The following is a 17,859-nucleotide window of genomic DNA, read 5'->3' on the forward strand; positions in this document are numbered from 1 at the left end:
CCATGAACGACGCGATCCGCACCGACACCATTGTGGCCATCGCCAGTGCCCCCGGCGCGGGCGGTGTCGGCCTGGTGCGCCTGTCCGGTCCGCGCGCAGCGGCGATTGCCAATGCGCTGGGGGCGCCCGCGCTGCGGCCGCGCCACGCGCACTACGCGCGCCTGCGTGATGCCGACGGCGAGGTCATCGACGATGGCATCGTGCTGTGGTTCCCGGCACCGAACAGCTTCACCGGCGAAGAGGTGGTGGAACTGCAGGGCCATGGCAGCCCGGTGCTGCTGCAGCAGCTGGTCGCGCGCTGCATCGCGCTCGGTGCGCGCCAGGCGCGGCCGGGTGAGTTCAGCGAACGCGCGTTCCTCAACGGCAAGCTCGACCTGGCCCAGGCTGAGGCCATCGCTGACCTGATCGCCGCCGGCGACAACCGTGCCGCACGCGCTGCACGACGCTCGCTGGATGGCGTGTTCTCGCGCCGCATCGAGGCCGTGGTCGAGCAGCTGGTCATGCTGCGCATCCACGTGGAAGCGGCCATCGACTTCGCCGACGAACCGCTGGATACGCTCGGTGGCGCACAGGTGCGGCGCGGGCTGGAACAGGCGCGCAGCGACTTGGCCCTGCTGCGCCGCGATGCCGAACGCGGTCGCCGCCTGCGCGATGGCCTGCACGCGGTGCTGATCGGTCCGCCCAATGCCGGAAAGAGCTCATTGCTCAATGCGCTGGCCGGCAGTGAACGCGCCATCGTCACCGACATCGCCGGCACCACCCGCGACACGCTTCGCGAGACCATCCGCCTGGACGGGCTGGAACTGACCCTGGTCGATACCGCTGGCCTGCGCGACGGCGGCGACGCCATCGAACGCGAAGGCATGCGCCGCGCCCATGTGGAGATCGAGCGAACCGACCTGGCCCTGATCGTCTTGGACGCGCGCGATCCGGCGGCGGGTGAAGCGGCGCTGGGCGAGGCCGTGGCAGCGGTGCCACACAAGGTCTACATCCACAACAAGTCGGACCTGCTGGATGCGCTGCCGATGCTGGACGACCCGGACCGTGTGTTCGTCTCGGCTGCGACCGGTGCCGGCCTGGAGGATCTGCACGCGCGCCTGCGTTTGATCGCTTCGGCCGGGGCAGGGGAGCAGGCGGATGGCGAGTTCTCCGCGCGCACGCGGCATGTGGATGCAATCGAGCGTGCGCAGGAGCACGCGCAGCGCGCCGATGGCGAGCTGGCGCAGGAGCACCTGGAACTGGCCGCCGAAGAGCTGCGGCTGGCGCATGACGCGCTGGGCGAGATCACCGGGCAGATGAGCGCCGATGACCTGTTGGGACGGATCTTCTCCAGCTTCTGCATCGGGAAGTAACTGTAGAGCCGAGCCCATGCTCGGCTGTTCTTCCAATCAGCCGAGCATGGGCTCGGCTCTACAGGTGCGGGCTTCCCCCACCTGTCACATTGCCGCCGCATACTGGCGCCCATCACATACCGCTTGGGGAAGTCGCAGTGAAGTCGTGGGGTTGTGCGTTGCTGTTGTCGCTGGCCGTGGCACCATCGGTGGCCATGAGTGCTGAATCCTCCACCCCGGCCGCGCACAAGGTGTCGGTCTATGGCCATCGCGGGGCGAGCGCGTTGCTGCCCGAGCACACCCTGGCCGCCTATGCGCAGGCAATCGCCGATGGCGCCGACTACATCGAGCCGGACCTGGTGATGACCAGGGACGGAATGATGGTGGCCCGCCACGAGAACGAGATCAGCGGCACCACTGATGTGGCCTCGCATCCGGAGTTCGCCAGCCGCCGCACCAGCAAGGTCATCGACGGCCAGAAGGTCGATGGCTGGTTCACCGAAGACTTCACCCTGGCCGAGCTGAAGACCCTGTATGCGCGCGAGCGCCTGCCGGAGCTGCGCAGCACCGCCTACGACGGTCAGTTCCGCATCGCCAGCCTGGACGAGATCCTGGCCTTCCTGGTGCAGCAGGCCGGGCGTGCCAACCGTGGCATCGGCCTGGTGCCGGAGATCAAGCACCCGACCTACTTCCAGTCGATCGGCCTGCCGATGGAAGACAAGCTCCTGACCGCGCTGCGTGGCAATGCCTATACCAACGTCGGCCCGGTCACCATCCAGTCGTTCGAGACCGCCAACCTGCGCTACCTGCGCGGCAAGATCCCGCGCGGCAGCAACATCCGCCTGCTGCAACTGCTGTGGAAGGGCGGCACCCAGCCGGCCGACATCGCCAAGGCCGGTGGCACGCTGACCTACGCGCAGATGATGACCCCGGCCGGACTGAAGGACATCGCCAGCTACGCCGACGGCATCGGCCCGGAACTGCGCTCGATCATTCCGCTGGATGCCAAGGGCGCGCTGAGCACGCCGACCACGCTGGTACAGGACGCACATGCAGTGGGGCTGATGGTGATTCCGTACACCTTCCGTCCGGAGAACCACTTCCAGGCCAGCAACCTGCGCAAGGGCGCCGACACCGCGCGCAATCCCGAAGGTTCGATTGCCGAGATGCACGCCTATCTGGCGACCGGCATCGATGCGTTCTTCACCGATGATCCGGCGCTGGGCCGGCAGGCGGTGGATGGCATGGGCGCGGCGGGGAACTGATCGACCCCTGGCCGCCGGGCATGGCCCGGCGCTACCCAGGGCGTCCACACGGTAGCGCCGGGCCATGCCCGGCGGCCCCTCGCTTCAACCGCGCGGTTCGTCCGGCCGGCGGAACGGAATCACCACGTAGTCCTGGCCCTCGCGCGGCTGCCAGAGCACCGGCACGCGCTGTGGCGACGGCGGCTCCAGCTCGTCGTCGGCCAGCGGTTCTGCCTCGTCTTCTTCGTCTTCCCAGCTGTAGCGCGGGCGCGGCGGCAGCGGGTCGGCGTTGCGGAACAGCAGCGCGGCGATGATGCCGGCGAAGGCGCCGCCCATGTGCGACTGCCAGGACACGCCATCGGCGTGTGGCAGGATGGTCATCAGCATGCCGCCGTAGAACAGCATGCCGATCAGGCCGGTGGCGATGGCGGTGCGGTCGCGGCGCAGCAGGCCCAGGCTGGCCAGCAGGAACATCAGGCCGTGGGTCACCCCGCTGGCGCCCAGGTGCACGCTGCCCGGATTGCCCAGCATCCACGCGCCGATGCCCGAGCCCAGCCACAGCAGGGGCAGGGCGCGTACGGTTGCTTTCGGGTAGACACTGCCAGCCAGCGTGCCCAGGATCAGGATCGCGATGCTGTTGGCGGCGATGTGCTCGACCGAGGCATGCAGAATCGGTCCACCGATCAGGCCAAGCAGGCCCTTGGCTTCCAGCGGTGCGACCGCCCACGGCCGCCAGTCGAAGGTGCCCTGCAGGGCGAACACGGCCACCAGCACCAGCACAGCGGCAAGGCTGAGATTGAACGCCCGCAGGATGCGCGAGCGGTCATCGCGAGGGGCCGGCACGTCGCCGGCGGGCAGGGGCGCGTTGTTGTCCATACCTCAGCAATGGCGGTGACTGGCGCGAAACCAAGGCCACCGCTGCGGGAGAGTGGGTGCGGCCGGCGGGACAATCCCGCCGGCCGGCCATGATCAGGCGTGGCCGGAGCCTTCCTTCGGCGGGTACTTCAGGCTCAGTACCACGGTGGCGGCGATGATGACCGCGACCACGCCCAGCGACACCGGGGTCGGGATCTTGAACAGGTCGATGATCATCATCTTGATGCCGATGAAGCCCAGCACCAGCGCCAGGCCATACGGCAGCAGGTGGAAGCGGTCGGCCATGCCGGCCAGCAGGAAGAACATCGCGCGCAGGCCCAGCACCGCGAACACGTTGGAGGTGAGCACGATGAACGGGTCGGTGGTGATCGCGAAGATCGCCGGGATGCTGTCCACCGCGAAGATCACGTCGGTGACCGCGATCAGGATCAGCACCGCGAACAGCGGGGTGAACCAGCGCACGCCGTCGCGCTTCACGCTCAGCGCGTTGCCGGCGTAGTCCGGCAGCAGGCGCAGGTGCTTGCGCATCCAGCGCAGGGCCGGGTTGGTCTCCAGGTCCGGCTCCTGGCCGGCGGCAAACCACATTTTCCAACCGGTGAAGAGCAGGAAAGCACCGAATACGTAGAGCAGCCAATGGAACTGGCTGATCAGCACGCTGCCGGCGAAGATCATGATCGTACGCAGCACGATCGCACCCAGAATGCCGATGATCAGCACCTTCTGGCGCTGCTCATCCGGCACCGCGAAGTAGCTCATGATCATCAGGAACACGAAGATGTTGTCGACCGCCAGCGCCTTCTCGACCAGGTAGCCGGTCAGGAATTCGAGGCCGACTTTGTTCGCTACCACCTGGCCGGCGGTCTCATTCAGGTAGTACCAGAGGCCGGCATTGAACAGCAGGGCCAGCGCGACCCAGCCGATGGACCACCACAGGGCCTCCTTGAAGGTGACCTTGTGCGGTCCACCATGGCGCATCAACACGAGGTCGACCAGCAGGGCGATGACCACCACCGCTGCGAAGCCGCCCCACAACCACACGTTACCGATCGTCTGCATTGGGAATGTCCGTTGGAAAGATGAATGCCAGGCCGGACGGCGAGGATCTGCAACGGAGGATCGGGAGGGGGATCCAGGGACAGAGCTTCGCCAGTACGGCGAAGGTCTCGCTCGCAGTTCCAGTCGGCTGGAACTGCCGTTGCACCGGAGCCTGCGGGCTCGAAATGACGGCGACAACGTCTGGGAGCTACTCCCCTTCTGCTGCCGATTCTGCGGCCTGGCCGGGCCGCCGTCAAATGCCGCGCCGGGCCCTGGATTTCCGGCCCCCGGTGCCCCCCGGCTACAATGACCGGATGAATACCCCCCTTCCGATTGTCCGCCTCAAGAATGCGTGGCGTTCCAGCCACCCGTGGATCTTCCAGAAACTGGTCGAGAAGCCGACCGTCCGGCCCAAGCCCGGTTCCATCGTCGACGTGGTCGGCATCGATGGCGAGTTCATTGGCCGCGGGTTCTACAACGGGCACTCGCGCATTGCCGTGCGCATCCTTGAGACCGACCAGAACGTGCCGGTCGATGCCGGCTGGTTCTCGCGCAAGATCGCCCAGGCGGTGTCGCTGCGCCGTGAGGTGCTGAAGCTCGACGCGGTCTCCGACGCCTGGCGCGTGGTGCACAGCGAAGGCGACGGCCTGTCCGGCCTGGTGGTGGATCGCTACGGCGACCTGGTGGTGGTCGAGTTCTTCGCCGCCGGCATGTTCCGCCACCGCGAATGGATCTACGACGCCCTGCGCGAGCAGTTCCCGGGCTGCCGTTTCCACAGCTTCGCCGACGAACACGTGCAGAAGCAGGAGAGCTTCGACTTCCACGGCAACACCACCACCGAAGCGGCGGTGATCACCGAGTACGGCATCAAGTTCCGCGCCGACCCGGCCGGTGCACACAAGACCGGCTTCTTCGCCGACCAGCGCGAGAACCGCGAGTGGCTGAGCCAGCAGGTGGAAGGCAAGAGCGTTCTGGACCTGTGCTGCAACACCGGTGGCTTCGCCGTGTACGCAGCAGCGCGTGGCGCCTCGGAAGTGGTCGGCATCGACATTGATGAGGACGTCATCCAGATCGCCAAGGGCAATTCGCGCCTGAACAACGTGCGCCCGAAGTTCATCCAGTCCGATATCTTCCCGTGGCTGCGCGACGCCGCCAACCGCGGTGAGCAGTATGACGTGGTGATCCTGGACCCGGCGAAGATGACCCGCGACCGCGACCAGGTCATCACCGCACTGAAGAAGTACCTGGACATGAACAAGCTGGCGCTTGGCGTGGTGAAGCCGGGCGGCCTGTTCGCCACGTTTTCCTGCACCGGCCTGGTGGCCGAGGACCAGTTCCTCGACATGCTGCGCCGCGCGGCCTATTTCTCCGGCCGCACGATCCAGATCCTGAAGGTCGCCGGCGCCGGCCCGGACCATCCGTTCATGGCCCACGTGCAGGAATCGCGTTACCTCAAGGCCGTGTTCTGCCGCGTGGTGGATTGACCGCGTGACTGCCGATCTCTGTAGAGCCGAGCCCACGCTCGGCTGATCTGTCTGGCAGCCGAGCCCATGCCCGGCGCTACAAAACGGCGGGCCGCAGCGCTATGGTCGGGCTCTTCCCAACACCGGTGAGAGCCCATGCCATCGTTGCGCCACCTGTCCTTCGTGCTTGCCGTGGCGCTGTGCGCGCCACTGTCCGCCCACGCCATCGAGTTCAGCACGCAGGAGCTGGCCCGCGCCAAGGCCCTGCAGCAGCGCCTGGTCACCCTCGACAGCCATCTGGATACGCCGGCCAATTTCGGCCGCACCGGCTTCGACATCGAACAGCGCCACGACCGCAACGCACTCTCGCAGGTGGACTACCCGCGCATGGTCGAAGGCGCGCTGGACGGCGGGTTCTGGGCGATCTACACCGACCAGGGCGACCGCAGCCACGCCGCTCACCTGGCCGAACGTGACCACGGGTTGCAGCGGTTGCTGGAAATACGCGAGATGCTGGCCGCCAACCCCGAGCGGTTCGCGCTGGCACTGACCGCCGATGACGCGGCGCGGATCAAGGCGGCCGGCAAGCGTGTGGTCTACATCAGCATGGAAAACGCCAGCCCGCTGGTGGCCGATCCCAGCCTGCTCTCGTTCTACCACCGCGCCGGCCTGCGCCTGCTCAGCACCGTGCACTTTGCCAACAACGAGTTCGCCGATTCGGCCACCGATCCCAAGGGTGCGGAATGGAAAGGACTTAGCCCGGCCGGCAAGGAGCTGGTGCGGCAGGCGGTGAAGCTGGGCATCGTGATCGACCAGTCACATGCATCGGATGCGGTGTTCGACGATCTGCTGGCAATGATGCCGGTACCATTCGTGCTGTCGCACAGCTCGGCCAAGGCGGTCTACGACCACCCGCGCAACCTCGACGACGCGCGCCTGCGCAAGCTGGCCAAAGCCGGCGGCGTGATCCAGGTGAACGCCTATGGCGGCTACCTGATCGACACCGCGAAGACGCCCGAGCGCAAACAGGCCGAGGAAGCGCTGAGCAAGCAGCTGGGCGGCTGGGAAGGCATGGGCATCGAACAAGGCGTTGCCCTGCTGAAGGCCGAACAGGCACTGGACCACGAGCACCCGGTGCGGCACGCCAGCCTGGACGACTTCTTCGCCCACTTCGACCACATCCTCACGGTGGTCGGCCCTGAGCACGCGGGCATCGGCCTGGACTGGGATGGTGGTGGCGGACTGAGTGACCTGCCCGATGTCAGCCAGCTGCCGAAGATCACCGCGTGGCTGCTGCGCAAGGGCTATACCGAGAAGCAGATCGCCGGCATCTGGGGCGGCAACCTGCTGCGGGTGATGCGCCAGGCGCAGGACTACGCCGCAAAGCAGGGCGGTTGAAACGCCCTGCGGTGGTGCCGGCCAGCGGCCGCCACTACCGGTGATCGGTCTATTTCGCGATCAGCGCATGGCGTCGGCTGTACAGCAGGTACAGCACCAGGCCGGCCACGTTCCACAACAGGAAGTACAGCTGGGTGGTGTGCGGCAGGCTGATGAACAGGTAGATGCAACCCAGCGCGGCCAGCGGGCCAACCACGAAGGCCAGCGGCGTGCGGAACGTGCGCGCGCGGTCCGGCTCGCGCAGCCGCAGCACCACCAGGCAGATGCCTACCGCAGTGAACGCGGCCAGGGTACCGGCGTTGGCCAGTGCGGCAATCTCGTCCAGGCGCGCCACGCCGGCCAGCGCGGAAACCACGACCGCAGTGAACAGCGTGGTTGCCACCGGCGTGCCGGTACGTGCGTTCACCTTGGACAGGCGACGCGGCAGCAGGCCGTCGCGGCTCATCACGAAGAAGATGCGGCTCTGGCCGTACAGGAAGGCCAACAGCACGGTCGGCAGGGCGATGATCGCGATCACGCCGATCACCATCGCCGCGGTCGGATGGCCCAGCTGGCGCATGATCAGCGCCAGCGGCTCGGCGCTGTGGCCGAACACCGCGTAGCTCATCGCACCCACGGCGGCCAGCGCCACCAGCACGTAGACGATGGTGCAGCCGATCATCGAACCGATGATGCCGATCGACAGGTCGCGGCCCGGGTTCTTGGTTTCCTCGGCGGCGGTGGAGATCGCATCGAAGCCGTAGAAGGCGAAGAAGATGATCGCCGCTGCCGCCATCACGCCGTGCTCGACGCCGTCGGGGCCCATCGACTTGGCGAAGCCGTACGGCATGAACGGCTGCAGGTTGGCGCTGTCGAACGCGGGCAGGGCCACGGCCACGAAGATGGCCAGCGCGATCAGCTTGAACACCACCAGGATGGCGTTGAGCGTGGCGCTTTCCTTGGTGCCGGCCATCAGCATGCCGGCCACCAGCCAGGTGATGATGATCGCCGGCAGGTTGATCATGCCGCCTTCCACGTGCGGGCCGGCCGCCAGCCAGGCCGGCAGGTGCACGTTCCAGCCGAACTGGGTGTGGACCCATTCGAGGAAGCCGACGAAGTAGCCGGACCAGCCCACCGCCACCGTACTCACCACCAGCGAGTACTCCAGGATCAGGCTCCAGCCCACCACCCAGGCGAACACCTCGCCCAGCGCACTGTAGCTGTAGGTGTAGGCACTGCCGGCGGCGGGCATCATCGTCGACAGCTCGGCGTAGGACAGCGCCGCGCAGGCACAGACCGCACCGGCGATGGCGAAGGAGATCAGCACGGCCGGGCCAGCCAGGTTGGCACCGACGCCGATCAGCGTGTAGATGCCGGTACCGACGATGGCGCCGATGCCCAGCGCGATCAGGTGCGGCCAGCTGAGCGTCGGGATCAGGCGCCTGCCGGCTTCGTGGACGGTGACGGAATCTAGGGACTTGCGCCGGAACAGGGACATGCAGGCCTCGGAAGGGGTGACTTAGAACGACAAGTTCCCGAGTGTGACCGAACGCAGCGCAGCATTACCACTGACGGGGGTCATGATTGCCGGCGCGCGCGCTGCACCGCGACCAGACTGCCGGAATCGGCATAAAGCAGGCCGGGTCGCCAGAGGCGGTGCCGGCGAACAGCAGGGCCAGGCCGAGCAGCGGCAGCCGCCCGTTCACCCGTTCAACCCGAGCCGGATGCCGAACCCCACCAGGAACAGGCCGGCCACGCGGCGCAGCGCATCGCTGATCCGCGGGTGCTGGATCAACCGGCGACGGGCCAGGTTGCCCACGCCGATCAGCATCGAGCAGTAGGCGATACTGACCACCAGGATGATGCCGGCCAGCGCGGCGAAGGTGGCGATGCCCTGGTGTGCCTTCGGATCGATGAACAACGGCAGGAAGGCCATGTAGAACAGGATCGCCTTCGGATTGAGCAGGCTGACCAGGATCGCCTGCTGGAAATAGCGGCCGGGCTGCATGCGGATCGGGCCAGCGTCGCCACCCTCGTGCTTGGGCGTGCGCAGCAGGCTGATGCCCACCCACACCAGGTAGGCCGCACCCAGGTACTGCACGGCGTGGAACACCAGCGGGTTGGCCTTGAGCAGTGCGGCCACGCCGGCCAGCGCCAGCCACATCAGGATCTGGTCGCCGACCAGCAGGCCGGCCAATGCAGTGTAGCCGCCACGCACGCCGCCACGGCCGGTGGCGGTCAGCAGGGTGAAGGTGCCGGGGCCGGGCAGGGCGAGAAACACCAGCACGGCGACCAGAAACGTCCACAGGTCCTGGATGCCCATCCACGGCATGGCGGTGTTCTCTCTTACGCGGGGCCGCCATTGTCGGCCAGCACCACGGCGGAGGACAGGGGGCCGGTGGGGCCAACCGGCATGCCAGACAGCAGCGGTTGCAGGTGCTGGCGCAGCTGCGCGTGCAGCTGCCGCACCGCGGGTGAGAACTGCTTGCGGTGCGGGCACACGAGATGCAGTGGAATGTGGCTGCCGACGCCGTCGAGCAGCAGCTGCAGGCGCCCGGCCAGCACGTCTTCGCGCAGGTCCAGCCAGGATTTGTAGGTGATGCCTTCGCCGGCCACGGCCCAGCGCCGCACCACATCGGCGTCATCGCAGACCAGCGGGCCGCGCACCGGTATCACCGCCCGGCGGCCGTCGACGTCGAATGACCAGCGATCGTAGGCACGACCGCTGAGCTGGTAGACCAGGCAATCGTGCTCACGCAGATCTTCCAGGCGCGTGGGCGTGCCACGCCGCTGCAGGTAATCGGGCGAGGCCGCCAGTACGCGCCGATTGCCTTCCAGCAGGGGCAGGGCGACGTAGTTGGCGTCGTCGAAGTGGCCGATGCGGATGGCCACGTCGACCGGGTCGCGGAACACATCGGCCACTTCATCGGACAGGCGCAGGTGCAGGCGCAGCCGGGGATGGGACGCGCGGAACGCGCTCAGCCAGGGCAGCAGCAGGTTGCGGCCCAAGTCCGACGGCGCCGACAGCTGCAGGGTGCCGTGCAGTTCGGCGTCCTCGGCCTGCACGCGCGCCTGGCCCTCGCGCAGGGTGGCCAGCACGTCCTGTGCGTAGGGCAGGTACAGCGCGCCCTCGCCGGTCAGGCGCAGGCTGCGGGTGGTGCGCACGAACAGGCGCAGGTCCAGCTCGCGTTCCAGCCGCGCCACTGCCGCGGCGACCTGCCCCGGCAGCAGGTCGGCCTCGCGGGCCGCTTGCGAAAAGCTGCCCAGCGCAGCAGTGCGGACGAACAGCTGCAGATCGTCGAAGCGGATCATCTTCATCGCCAGAGTGAAAGTGCTGCCCGATTCTCCGCCTTTCTGCGAGACCGCGTGCGGCGCAACCTGTCGCCTCCTCCCCCACTGGACCGCTGCCATGCGCGCCATTGCCTACACCCAAGCCGGCCTGCCGATCGATGATCCCCAGGCCCTGATCGACCTCGAACTGGAGTTGCCGCAGCCCGGCCCGCGCGACCTGCGCGTGGCGGTGCGCGCGGTGGCGGTGAACCCCGTCGACACCAAGGTCCGCCGAGGCGTGGCCACCGACGGCCCGCGCGTGCTGGGCTGGGATGCGGTCGGCATCGTCGATGCGGTGGGCAGCGAGGTGAGCCTGTTCCAGCCCGGCGATGCGGTCTACTACGCTGGCGTCATCGATCGCCCGGGCAGCAATGCCCAGTACCAGTTGGTGGACGAACGCAGCGTCGGCCGCAAGCCGGCCAGCCTCGATGACGCCGCTGCCGCCGCACTGCCGCTGACCGCGATCACCGCCTGGGAGCTGCTGTTCGACCGCCTGCGCATTCCCGAGGACGGGGGCGAAGGCCAGACCCTGCTGGTGATCGGCGCTGCCGGTGGTGTCGGCTCGATCCTGGTGCAGTTGGCGCGGAAGCTCACCAGGCTGACCGTGATCGGCACCGCCTCGCGCCCGGAGACCCAGGACTGGGTGTATGCGATGGGCGCCCACCATGTGATCGACCACCGCCTGCCACTGGCCGAGGGCCTGGCGCGGCTGGGCATCAGCGAGGTGCAGCACGTGGCCAGCCTGACCCATTCCGACCAGCACTACGCGCAGATCGTGGAGCTGCTGGCGCCGCAAGGGCAGTTCGGCCTGATCGATGACCCGGGCCAGGTGGATGTGATGGCGCTCAAGCGCAAGGCGTTGTCACTGCACTGGGAATCGATGTTCACCCGCCCGCTGTACCGGACGGCGGACATGCAGCGCCAGCACGACCTGTTGAACCGGGTGGCCGAGCTGATCGATGCCGGCGTGCTGCAGACCACGCTGGGCGAGCACTTCGGGCGCATCGACGCGGCCAACCTGCGCCGTGCCCATGCGCTGCTGGAGAGCCATCGCGCCAAGGGCAAGATCGTGCTGGAAGGCTGGTAAGGCTCCTGTAGAGCCGAGCCCACGCTCGGCTGCCGTTCGCGCGTGGGCGTCAGCCGAGCATAGGCTCGGCTCTACGGAGCTTCATCCACACATGGCGTGGATCAGCCGTGTCGACCAGGGTCGACACCTACCAACAGCTGCGGAAACCACGGCTCACGCCACGCCGTTGTCGACGTGTTCGGCGAAACCGGGCTGCTCTCGCAGGCGCTCGAACCATGCGACGAGGTGGGGCAGCGCGGGCTTGCTGCCCGGCGTGCTGCGCCAGCGTTGGGTCGACAGCCCCAGCACGATATCTGCAAGGGTGAAGGTGCTGCCCGCCACATAGGCATCGGTGGCGGCCAGCTGGGCTTCAAGCACACCCATCAGCCGGTTCCACTGCGCCAGGCTGGCCTCGGCGCGGGCATCGTCCGGATAGTCCGGATGCTGGCGCACGCGCGCCATGAACACGTGGCGCCAGGCACTGTTGAGATCGCTGGCCTGCCAGTCCATCCACTGCTCCACCCGCGCACGGGCCTGCGCCGCACGTGGCAGCAGATCCTCGCGTCCGGCGCGCGCGGCAAGGTAGCGGCAGATGCTGTTGGATTCCCACAGTACGAAGTCGCCATCGCGCAGCACCGGCACCTGCCGGTTGGGGTTCAGCGTGGCCAGCAGATCAGGTGGGGGGACCGGCTCGTGATGCAGGGGCAGATCCAGCCCCGCGCACAGCCACAGTACCTTGCGCACGTTGATGGAAGTGGGCTTTCCGTATAGAGCGGGCATGGTCCTGACGCAGCAGCTGAGACTCGGCCAGCCTACACTTGCCCCATGCAAACCGAATACCTGCTCATTGCCGGCCTTCTATTGGCCGTGCTCATCCTGCAACTGGTCGCCCTGCTGCGCCGTCCGCCGCATGACCGCCTGGAACAGGCCGTGCGCGAGGAGGCCCGCGCCGGGCGCAGCGAACTGCGCGAACAGCTCGATGGCTTCGCCCGCGCGCTGACCGATCTGTCCACCCGCACCGACCAGCGCCTGGACCTGCTGCGCGAAGCGCTGGGCGAAGATGCCCGCAAAGCCCGCGCTGAAGTGGCCGACAGCCAGCAGCGCGGCGCAGCGTTGATGGGGCAGCGGCTGCAGGAACTGCGCGGCCAGCTGGAGACCTTCGGCCAGCAGCAGGAGGCACGCATCCATGCGTTTGGCCAGCAGCTGCAGGAGCTCACTGCGCGTACCGATACCCAGCTCGGGGCGCTGCGCCAGACCCTGGTGGACGATGCACGCAAGGATCGCGAGGAGGGCGCGCAGTCGCAGCAGCGCCTGACCGACAGTCTGGGCCTGCGCCTGCAGGAACTGACCCAGCGCAACGAGCAGCGCATCGCCGAGATGCGTGCCACGCTGGAGGAACAGCTGCGCGCGCTGCAGAACGACAACGCCCAGAAGCTGGAGCAGATGCGCCACACCGTGGACGAGAAGCTGCAGTCGACGCTGGAAACGCGGCTGGGCAACTCCTTCAAGCTGGTCTCCGAGCGCCTGGAACAGGTGCAGCGTGGCCTCGGCGAGATGCAGCAGCTGGCCACCGGCGTGGGCGACCTCAAGCGTGTGCTGACCAACGTCAAGAACCGCGGCAGCTGGGGCGAAGTGCAGCTGGAGAACATCCTCGAGCAGACACTCACCCAGGAGCAGTACGCGCGTGCGGTGAGGGTGCGCCCGGATAGTGGCGAGATGGTCGATATCGCCGTGCGCCTGCCGGGCCGCAGCAGCGACGACACGCCGGTGTGGCTGCCGATCGACTCCAAGTTCCCGCGCGAGGATTACGAGCGCCTGCTGGACGCACAGGAACAGGGCGATGCCGAGGGCGTGCGCCTGCAGGGCATCCAGCTGGAGCGCGCGGTGCGCGTGCAGGCCAAGTCGATCTGCGACAAGTACATCGTGCCACCGCACACCACGGACTTCGCGGTGATGTTCCTGCCCACCGAAGGCCTGTATGCCGAGGTGATCCGGCGCCCGGGCCTGGTCGACCTGCTGCAGCGCGAGCACCGTGTGGTGGTGGCCGGACCGACCACGGTCACCGCGTTGCTCAACAGCCTGCAGATGGGCTTCCGCACCCTGGCCATTGAAAAGCGATCCAGCGAAGTGTGGGGCCTGCTGGGTGCGGTCAAGAGCGAGTTCGGGAAGTTCGCCGGCATCCTGGAAAAGGCCGAGAAGCAGATCACTACCGTTGGCCGCAGCATCGGGGAGGCCAGCCGCAAGACCCGTACCATCGAACGCCGCCTGCGTGGCGTGGAGTCGCTGGCGTCCGAACAGGCGCAGTCGCTGCTCGGCGACCTGGCCGAGGGTGATGCGGTGGCCGAGGAGGAAGGCAGTGACGGCGAGGGCGACGAGGCCTGAGCCACACTGACACGCCGCCTGCATCGCCGATGGGTATGCTGGCGGCCTGTCCGCTTCGACCAGGTACCGCCATGCGCCTGCCCCGCTTCACCAGCCTTGTCCTGACCGCGCTGCTCGCCGCCTGCAGCAGCACGCCAACGACCGTGGACACGACCACGCAGGCCGCCTCCAGCACCCCCGAAGCGGACGAGGCGTACCGCGAAGCGCGCGACGTGGACTGCCAGGCCGCCGGTGGCACCCTGCAGCGGCTCGGCCGGCTGCAGCGCGAGCAGTGCGTGATTCCCTATGCCGACGCCGGCAAGGCCTGCAGCCGCAAGAGCGACTGCAGCGGCCAGTGCCTGGCCACGGGCGACGTGGCCGCCGGCAGTGCCGTCACCGGTACCTGCCAGCGCGACGTGCGCCAGAACTTCGGTTGCCGCCAGCGCATTGACGACGGCAAGGCGCAGGGCACGATCTGCGTGGATTGAATCCTGCCTGTAGAGCCGGGCCCACGCTCGGCTGATGCCACAGCAGCCGAGCGTAGGCTCGGCTCTACAACCGCGCGCACAGCGCTATGCTGGTGGGCCATTTCCCGCTGTTGCCGGAGCCCCACGTGAGCACCCCGATCCAGGACATTTCCCTCACCACCATCGACGGCCAGCCGTCCTCGCTTGCCGACTACCAGGGCAAGGTGCTGCTGCTGGTCAACGTCGCCTCCAAGTGCGGCCTGACCCCGCAGTACGAAGGCCTGCAGGCGCTGTATTCGGAAAAGCACGCGCAGGGCCTGGAAGTGCTGGGCTTCCCCGCCAACAACTTCCTCGGCCAGGAGCCGGGCAGCGAGGCGGAAATCCAGCAGTTCTGCCAGCTTACCTACGACGTCAGCTTCCCGATGTTCTCCAAGATCAGCGTGGCCGGTGACGACACCCACCCTCTGTATCAGCAGCTGACCGCCGCCCAGCCGCAGTCGATCGGCGAGGGTCCGCTGCGTGAGCGCCTGGCGAGCAAGGAGATTCCGATCCACGCAGCGCCGGCAGTGCTGTGGAACTTCGAGAAGTTCCTGGTTGGCCGCGACGGCGAGGTCATCGCCCGCTTCGCCCCGGACGTGGCTGCCGATGACGCGCGCCTGCGCGACGCTATCGAGGCCGCGCTGGCGGCTTGAGGAAAGCGTGCCAACCGAGGTTGGCATCTGCCGGAAAGAAAAACCCCGCCGAAGCGGGGTTTTTCATGCGCTGCAGGCTGGACTCAGTGCGTCCACTGCGGCATCGGCATCGCATCGACCGGGATCGGCGAATTGGCATCGTCGTGGCCACGGTCGCGCTTGCTGCGCAGATCGTTCTCGATCTGGTAGTTGCGGCGCTGCATCCACGCATCGCGGACCAGCGAGTACTCGTCCACGGCGGTGTCACGCAGGTCGTCGACCGCCAGCAGCTGCGCGCGGGTATCCACCAGCTGCAGGCCCTGCAGGCCGATGCGGACCTTGTCCTCCTCGATGCGGCGGATCGGCGACAGCGGAATGTCACCGGCCAGGCCGAATACATCGCGTACGGTGCGCGGGCCGAAGAACGGCAGTTCCACGTAGCGCGAACGCCGCCAGCCCCACGCACCCAGGGTCTGGCCGAAGTCTTCATTGCGGCGCGGCACCATCGCCTTGCTGGCCGGATCGAACAGGCCACCGATGCCCAGCGTGCTGTTCATCAGAAAGCGGCCGAGGCTGTCCCAGGCATCGGCACCGCGGCCCTGCAGCAGCTGGTTGGTGATGGTCACCGGTGCCCGCAGGTTGCTGAAGAAGTTGCTGACGCCGGTGCGGGCGAAGCGCGGCACTACGTGGGTATAGGCCGTGGCCAGCGGACGGGCAATGCCGCGGTCGACCGCGTTGTTGAACTTGTGCACCTTGCGGTTGAACGGTTCCCATGGGTCGTAGGCTGCCGCACTGCCGGTGTTGCCGCTGCCGCCATAGAGGGCATCGAAGTCGTCATCACCACCGGGGGCGGTCGCCGCTGCGGCCCTGGCCGCATCGGTGTCGGCGCCGCGGGCCGGTACGGAGGGTGGCGTGGCCGGTGCAGGGGCGGCAACCACGGCTGCGGCCGGCGCGGCATCAATCGTAGCGGTATCGGCGGTGGGGGCGGAGGCCTCGGCGACGGTGCTGGCCGGGACCACGGTACTGGCTGCCGGTGCATCGCTGCGTGCGGGCTTGCCCGCGCAGGCGGTCAGCGCGGCGGCCAGGACGATCAAGGGGAGAGTGCGTACGACGTTCATGTCAGCTCGCAGCAGAAGTAGCGTTGAAATCCAGATCGGGCGACAGCCGGTAGGCTGCGCTCAGCTCGTTGTAGCCGGCCGGCGCGCCGGAGACGACCAGTGGGTGACCGCTCCTGCGCGCGCGTGCCGCCAGCTCGGCCAGCAGCGCCAGGCCGGCGCTGTCCACGCGGTCCACCTCGCCCAGCTCCAGCCGTGACAGCTTTGCCGGCAGGGCCTGCAGCTGCGGCCACAGCGAGATCACCGCGGCACGGTCGAGCACCCCGCGCAGGCGCAGGGTGTCGCCTTCCAGCAGTGCCAGTGCGTTACTTGCCATTGCCCGCGGGCCCGGCCTGCATGCTGCCGCTGTGCAGTTCGCTGGCCACCTGCTTGATGCCCTTCTGGCGCAGCGGGGTATCGAACTGGTTGCGGAAGGTCTGCACGTAGGAAATGCCTTCAATGTTGACGTCGAAGATCTTCCACTGGCCGTTCACGTTGCGCATCCAGTACTCGACCGGAGTCGGCTCGTTGCCGGCGCGCACCAGTTCGGTGCTGACACGCACGCCACGATTGCCCGGCAGCGGGCTTTCACCCTTCAGGCGGAAGCTTGGCTTGCCCTGGATGTTGAGCAGGGCCGAGCCGTAGCGCTGCATCAGGCTGTCGGCCATCGCATCGGCGAACAGCTTGATGTCGGCGTCGGAAGCGCCGCGGGCGTGCGGGCCCAGCACCAGACGCGCGGCGTAGTCGCGGTCGAAGGTGCGGGTCAGTTCGCTGTCGATGTAGCTGCGCAGGCTGGCCGGGTTGCTGGTGAACTCGCTCTTGCGCTGCTGCAGCGTGGACAGGATGCGGCTGCTGGCATCGATCACCACCTTGCCGGCCTGGCTCTGCGTTGCGGCAGCGGCAGGTGCGGCGGCCTGGGCCTGGGCCAGGAACGGGGTGGCTGCCAGCAGCGCCGAGGCGAGCAGGGCCGGGATCAGTTTCATTTTCATGGTTGCGGTTCCGTTGCAGGCGCCTGCGCGCCATCGTTGGGCTTCTGAGCAGTGCCGCCACCGGCGCCGCCACTGAACATGTACTTGCCGACCAGCTGGATCAGGTCCACGGCCGGCTGGGTGAAGACGATCTCGTCGCCGGCCTTCAGCACGTCCGGGTCACCGCCCGGCTGCAGACCGATATAGCTCTCGCCGAGCAAACCACTGGTGAAGATGCCGGCCGAGGTGTCCGCCGGCAGGTCCTTGACCTTGCTGTCCATGCGCAGCGTCACGATGGATTCGAACTTCACCGGGTCCAGGTCGATCGAAGCGACCTGGCCGACGGTCACGCCGCCGATCTTCACCGGCGCCTGCTTGCGCAGCTGGCCGACCTGGGAGAAGCGCGCCTTCAGGTCATAGCCCTCACTGCCCCAGCTCCAGCGCTGGTTGGTCGAGGCCACGGCCAGCACCAGCAACGAGGCCAGAGCCAGCAGCAGGAAGGCGCCGACAGAGAATTCAAGTCTGGGACCGCGGATGGCCATGTGGATTACCTGATCGAGTCGTGGTGGCCGCGCG

18 protein-coding genes are annotated in these 17,859 nt (G+C 67.7%); 8 read left to right on the forward strand and 10 right to left on the reverse strand.

Annotated features, from left to right (window positions below; genetic code table 11):
* Positions 1 to 2 precede the first annotated feature (2 nt).
* Positions 3 to 1,352 (forward strand): tRNA uridine-5-carboxymethylaminomethyl(34) synthesis GTPase MnmE, encoded by a 1,350-nt coding sequence (gene mnmE / locus ACTXG9_RS14840; RefSeq protein WP_329866740.1) that lies wholly within the window; start codon positions 3 to 5, stop codon positions 1,350 to 1,352.
* A gap of 137 nt (positions 1,353 to 1,489) precedes the next feature.
* The gene (locus tag ACTXG9_RS14845; protein WP_111099191.1) at positions 1,490 to 2,596 is read left to right on the forward strand and encodes a glycerophosphodiester phosphodiesterase; all 1,107 of its coding nucleotides are present in this window, start codon (positions 1,490 to 1,492) and stop codon (positions 2,594 to 2,596) included.
* Between the two features lie 84 nt (positions 2,597 to 2,680).
* On the opposite strand, the gene ACTXG9_RS14850 is transcribed toward ACTXG9_RS14845, so the two are convergent.
* Positions 2,681 to 3,451 (reverse strand): rhomboid family intramembrane serine protease, encoded by a 771-nt coding sequence (locus ACTXG9_RS14850; protein WP_206621909.1) that lies wholly within the window; start codon positions 3,449 to 3,451, stop codon positions 2,681 to 2,683.
* Between the two features lie 93 nt (positions 3,452 to 3,544).
* Positions 3,545 to 4,507: a TerC family protein gene (locus tag ACTXG9_RS14855; RefSeq protein ID WP_019658790.1), complete on the reverse strand. Its 963-nt coding sequence runs from the start codon at positions 4,505 to 4,507 to the stop codon at positions 3,545 to 3,547.
* 293 nt (positions 4,508 to 4,800) lie between these two features.
* Here ACTXG9_RS14855 and ACTXG9_RS14860 point away from each other — a divergent pair, with 293 nt between their 5' ends.
* Together ACTXG9_RS14860 and ACTXG9_RS14865 are read left to right on the forward strand one after the other, a co-directional pair.
* The gene (locus ACTXG9_RS14860) at positions 4,801 to 5,970 is read left to right on the forward strand and encodes a class I SAM-dependent rRNA methyltransferase (RefSeq protein ID WP_019658789.1); all 1,170 of its coding nucleotides are present in this window, start codon (positions 4,801 to 4,803) and stop codon (positions 5,968 to 5,970) included.
* Positions 5,971 to 6,105: 135 nt separating this feature from the next.
* On the forward strand, positions 6,106 to 7,347 hold the full coding sequence (locus ACTXG9_RS14865; RefSeq protein ID WP_206621908.1) for a dipeptidase: 1,242 nt from the start codon (positions 6,106 to 6,108) through the stop codon (positions 7,345 to 7,347).
* Between the two features lie 49 nt (positions 7,348 to 7,396).
* Here ACTXG9_RS14865 and ACTXG9_RS14870 read toward each other — a convergent pair whose 3' ends face one another.
* The 3 genes from ACTXG9_RS14870 to ACTXG9_RS14880 form a co-directional block, all read right to left on the reverse strand.
* Positions 7,397 to 8,824, reverse strand: coding sequence for an amino acid permease (locus ACTXG9_RS14870; protein ID WP_019658787.1), 1,428 nt, complete (start codon positions 8,822 to 8,824; stop codon positions 7,397 to 7,399).
* Positions 8,825 to 9,028: 204 nt separating this feature from the next.
* The gene (leuE, locus tag ACTXG9_RS14875; RefSeq protein WP_005411716.1) at positions 9,029 to 9,658 is read right to left on the reverse strand and encodes a leucine efflux protein LeuE; all 630 of its coding nucleotides are present in this window, start codon (positions 9,656 to 9,658) and stop codon (positions 9,029 to 9,031) included.
* Between the two features lie 14 nt (positions 9,659 to 9,672).
* Positions 9,673 to 10,644: a LysR family transcriptional regulator gene (locus ACTXG9_RS14880; protein ID WP_111099192.1), complete on the reverse strand. Its 972-nt coding sequence runs from the start codon at positions 10,642 to 10,644 to the stop codon at positions 9,673 to 9,675.
* Positions 10,645 to 10,735: 91 nt separating this feature from the next.
* Here ACTXG9_RS14880 and ACTXG9_RS14885 point away from each other — a divergent pair, with 91 nt between their 5' ends.
* Positions 10,736 to 11,743: a zinc-binding alcohol dehydrogenase family protein gene (locus ACTXG9_RS14885; protein ID WP_188250467.1), complete on the forward strand. Its 1,008-nt coding sequence runs from the start codon at positions 10,736 to 10,738 to the stop codon at positions 11,741 to 11,743.
* A gap of 153 nt (positions 11,744 to 11,896) precedes the next feature.
* Here the strand turns inward: ACTXG9_RS14885 and ACTXG9_RS14890 are convergent, their stop codons facing one another.
* Positions 11,897 to 12,502, reverse strand: a complete 606-nt coding sequence (locus ACTXG9_RS14890) for a glutathione S-transferase family protein (RefSeq protein ID WP_021203283.1) — start codon at positions 12,500 to 12,502, stop codon at positions 11,897 to 11,899.
* A gap of 45 nt (positions 12,503 to 12,547) precedes the next feature.
* Here ACTXG9_RS14890 and rmuC point away from each other — a divergent pair, with 45 nt between their 5' ends.
* The 3 genes from rmuC to ACTXG9_RS14905 all read left to right on the forward strand — a co-directional run bounded on the left by rmuC (position 12,548) and on the right by ACTXG9_RS14905 (position 15,242).
* The gene (rmuC, locus tag ACTXG9_RS14895) at positions 12,548 to 14,104 is read left to right on the forward strand and encodes a DNA recombination protein RmuC (RefSeq protein WP_456115723.1); all 1,557 of its coding nucleotides are present in this window, start codon (positions 12,548 to 12,550) and stop codon (positions 14,102 to 14,104) included.
* 71 nt (positions 14,105 to 14,175) lie between these two features.
* The gene (locus ACTXG9_RS14900; RefSeq protein ID WP_019658780.1) at positions 14,176 to 14,571 is read left to right on the forward strand and encodes a hypothetical protein; all 396 of its coding nucleotides are present in this window, start codon (positions 14,176 to 14,178) and stop codon (positions 14,569 to 14,571) included.
* 125 nt (positions 14,572 to 14,696) lie between these two features.
* On the forward strand, positions 14,697 to 15,242 hold the full coding sequence (locus ACTXG9_RS14905; protein WP_031270126.1) for a glutathione peroxidase: 546 nt from the start codon (positions 14,697 to 14,699) through the stop codon (positions 15,240 to 15,242).
* A gap of 83 nt (positions 15,243 to 15,325) precedes the next feature.
* Here the strand turns inward: ACTXG9_RS14905 and ACTXG9_RS14910 are convergent, their stop codons facing one another.
* Genes ACTXG9_RS14910 through mlaD form a run of 4 tightly spaced genes read right to left on the reverse strand, consistent with a single transcriptional unit; the run spans position 15,326 to position 17,825 of the window.
* Positions 15,326 to 16,339 (reverse strand): MlaA family lipoprotein, encoded by a 1,014-nt coding sequence (locus ACTXG9_RS14910; protein ID WP_111104078.1) that lies wholly within the window; start codon positions 16,337 to 16,339, stop codon positions 15,326 to 15,328.
* A gap of 1 nt (position 16,340) precedes the next feature.
* On the reverse strand, positions 16,341 to 16,652 hold the full coding sequence (locus ACTXG9_RS14915; protein ID WP_021203287.1) for an STAS domain-containing protein: 312 nt from the start codon (positions 16,650 to 16,652) through the stop codon (positions 16,341 to 16,343).
* On the reverse strand, positions 16,642 to 17,304 hold the full coding sequence (locus ACTXG9_RS14920) for an ABC transporter substrate-binding protein (protein WP_134735715.1): 663 nt from the start codon (positions 17,302 to 17,304) through the stop codon (positions 16,642 to 16,644). The genes ACTXG9_RS14915 and ACTXG9_RS14920 overlap by 11 nt, the downstream gene beginning before the upstream one ends.
* On the reverse strand, positions 17,301 to 17,825 hold the full coding sequence (mlaD, locus tag ACTXG9_RS14925) for an outer membrane lipid asymmetry maintenance protein MlaD (RefSeq protein ID WP_021203289.1): 525 nt from the start codon (positions 17,823 to 17,825) through the stop codon (positions 17,301 to 17,303). Before mlaD ends, ACTXG9_RS14920 begins: the two co-directional genes overlap by 4 nt.
* Between the last annotated feature and the right edge of the window lie 34 nt (positions 17,826 to 17,859).

Source organism: Stenotrophomonas maltophilia group sp. LNF247, from assembly GCF_054083135.1.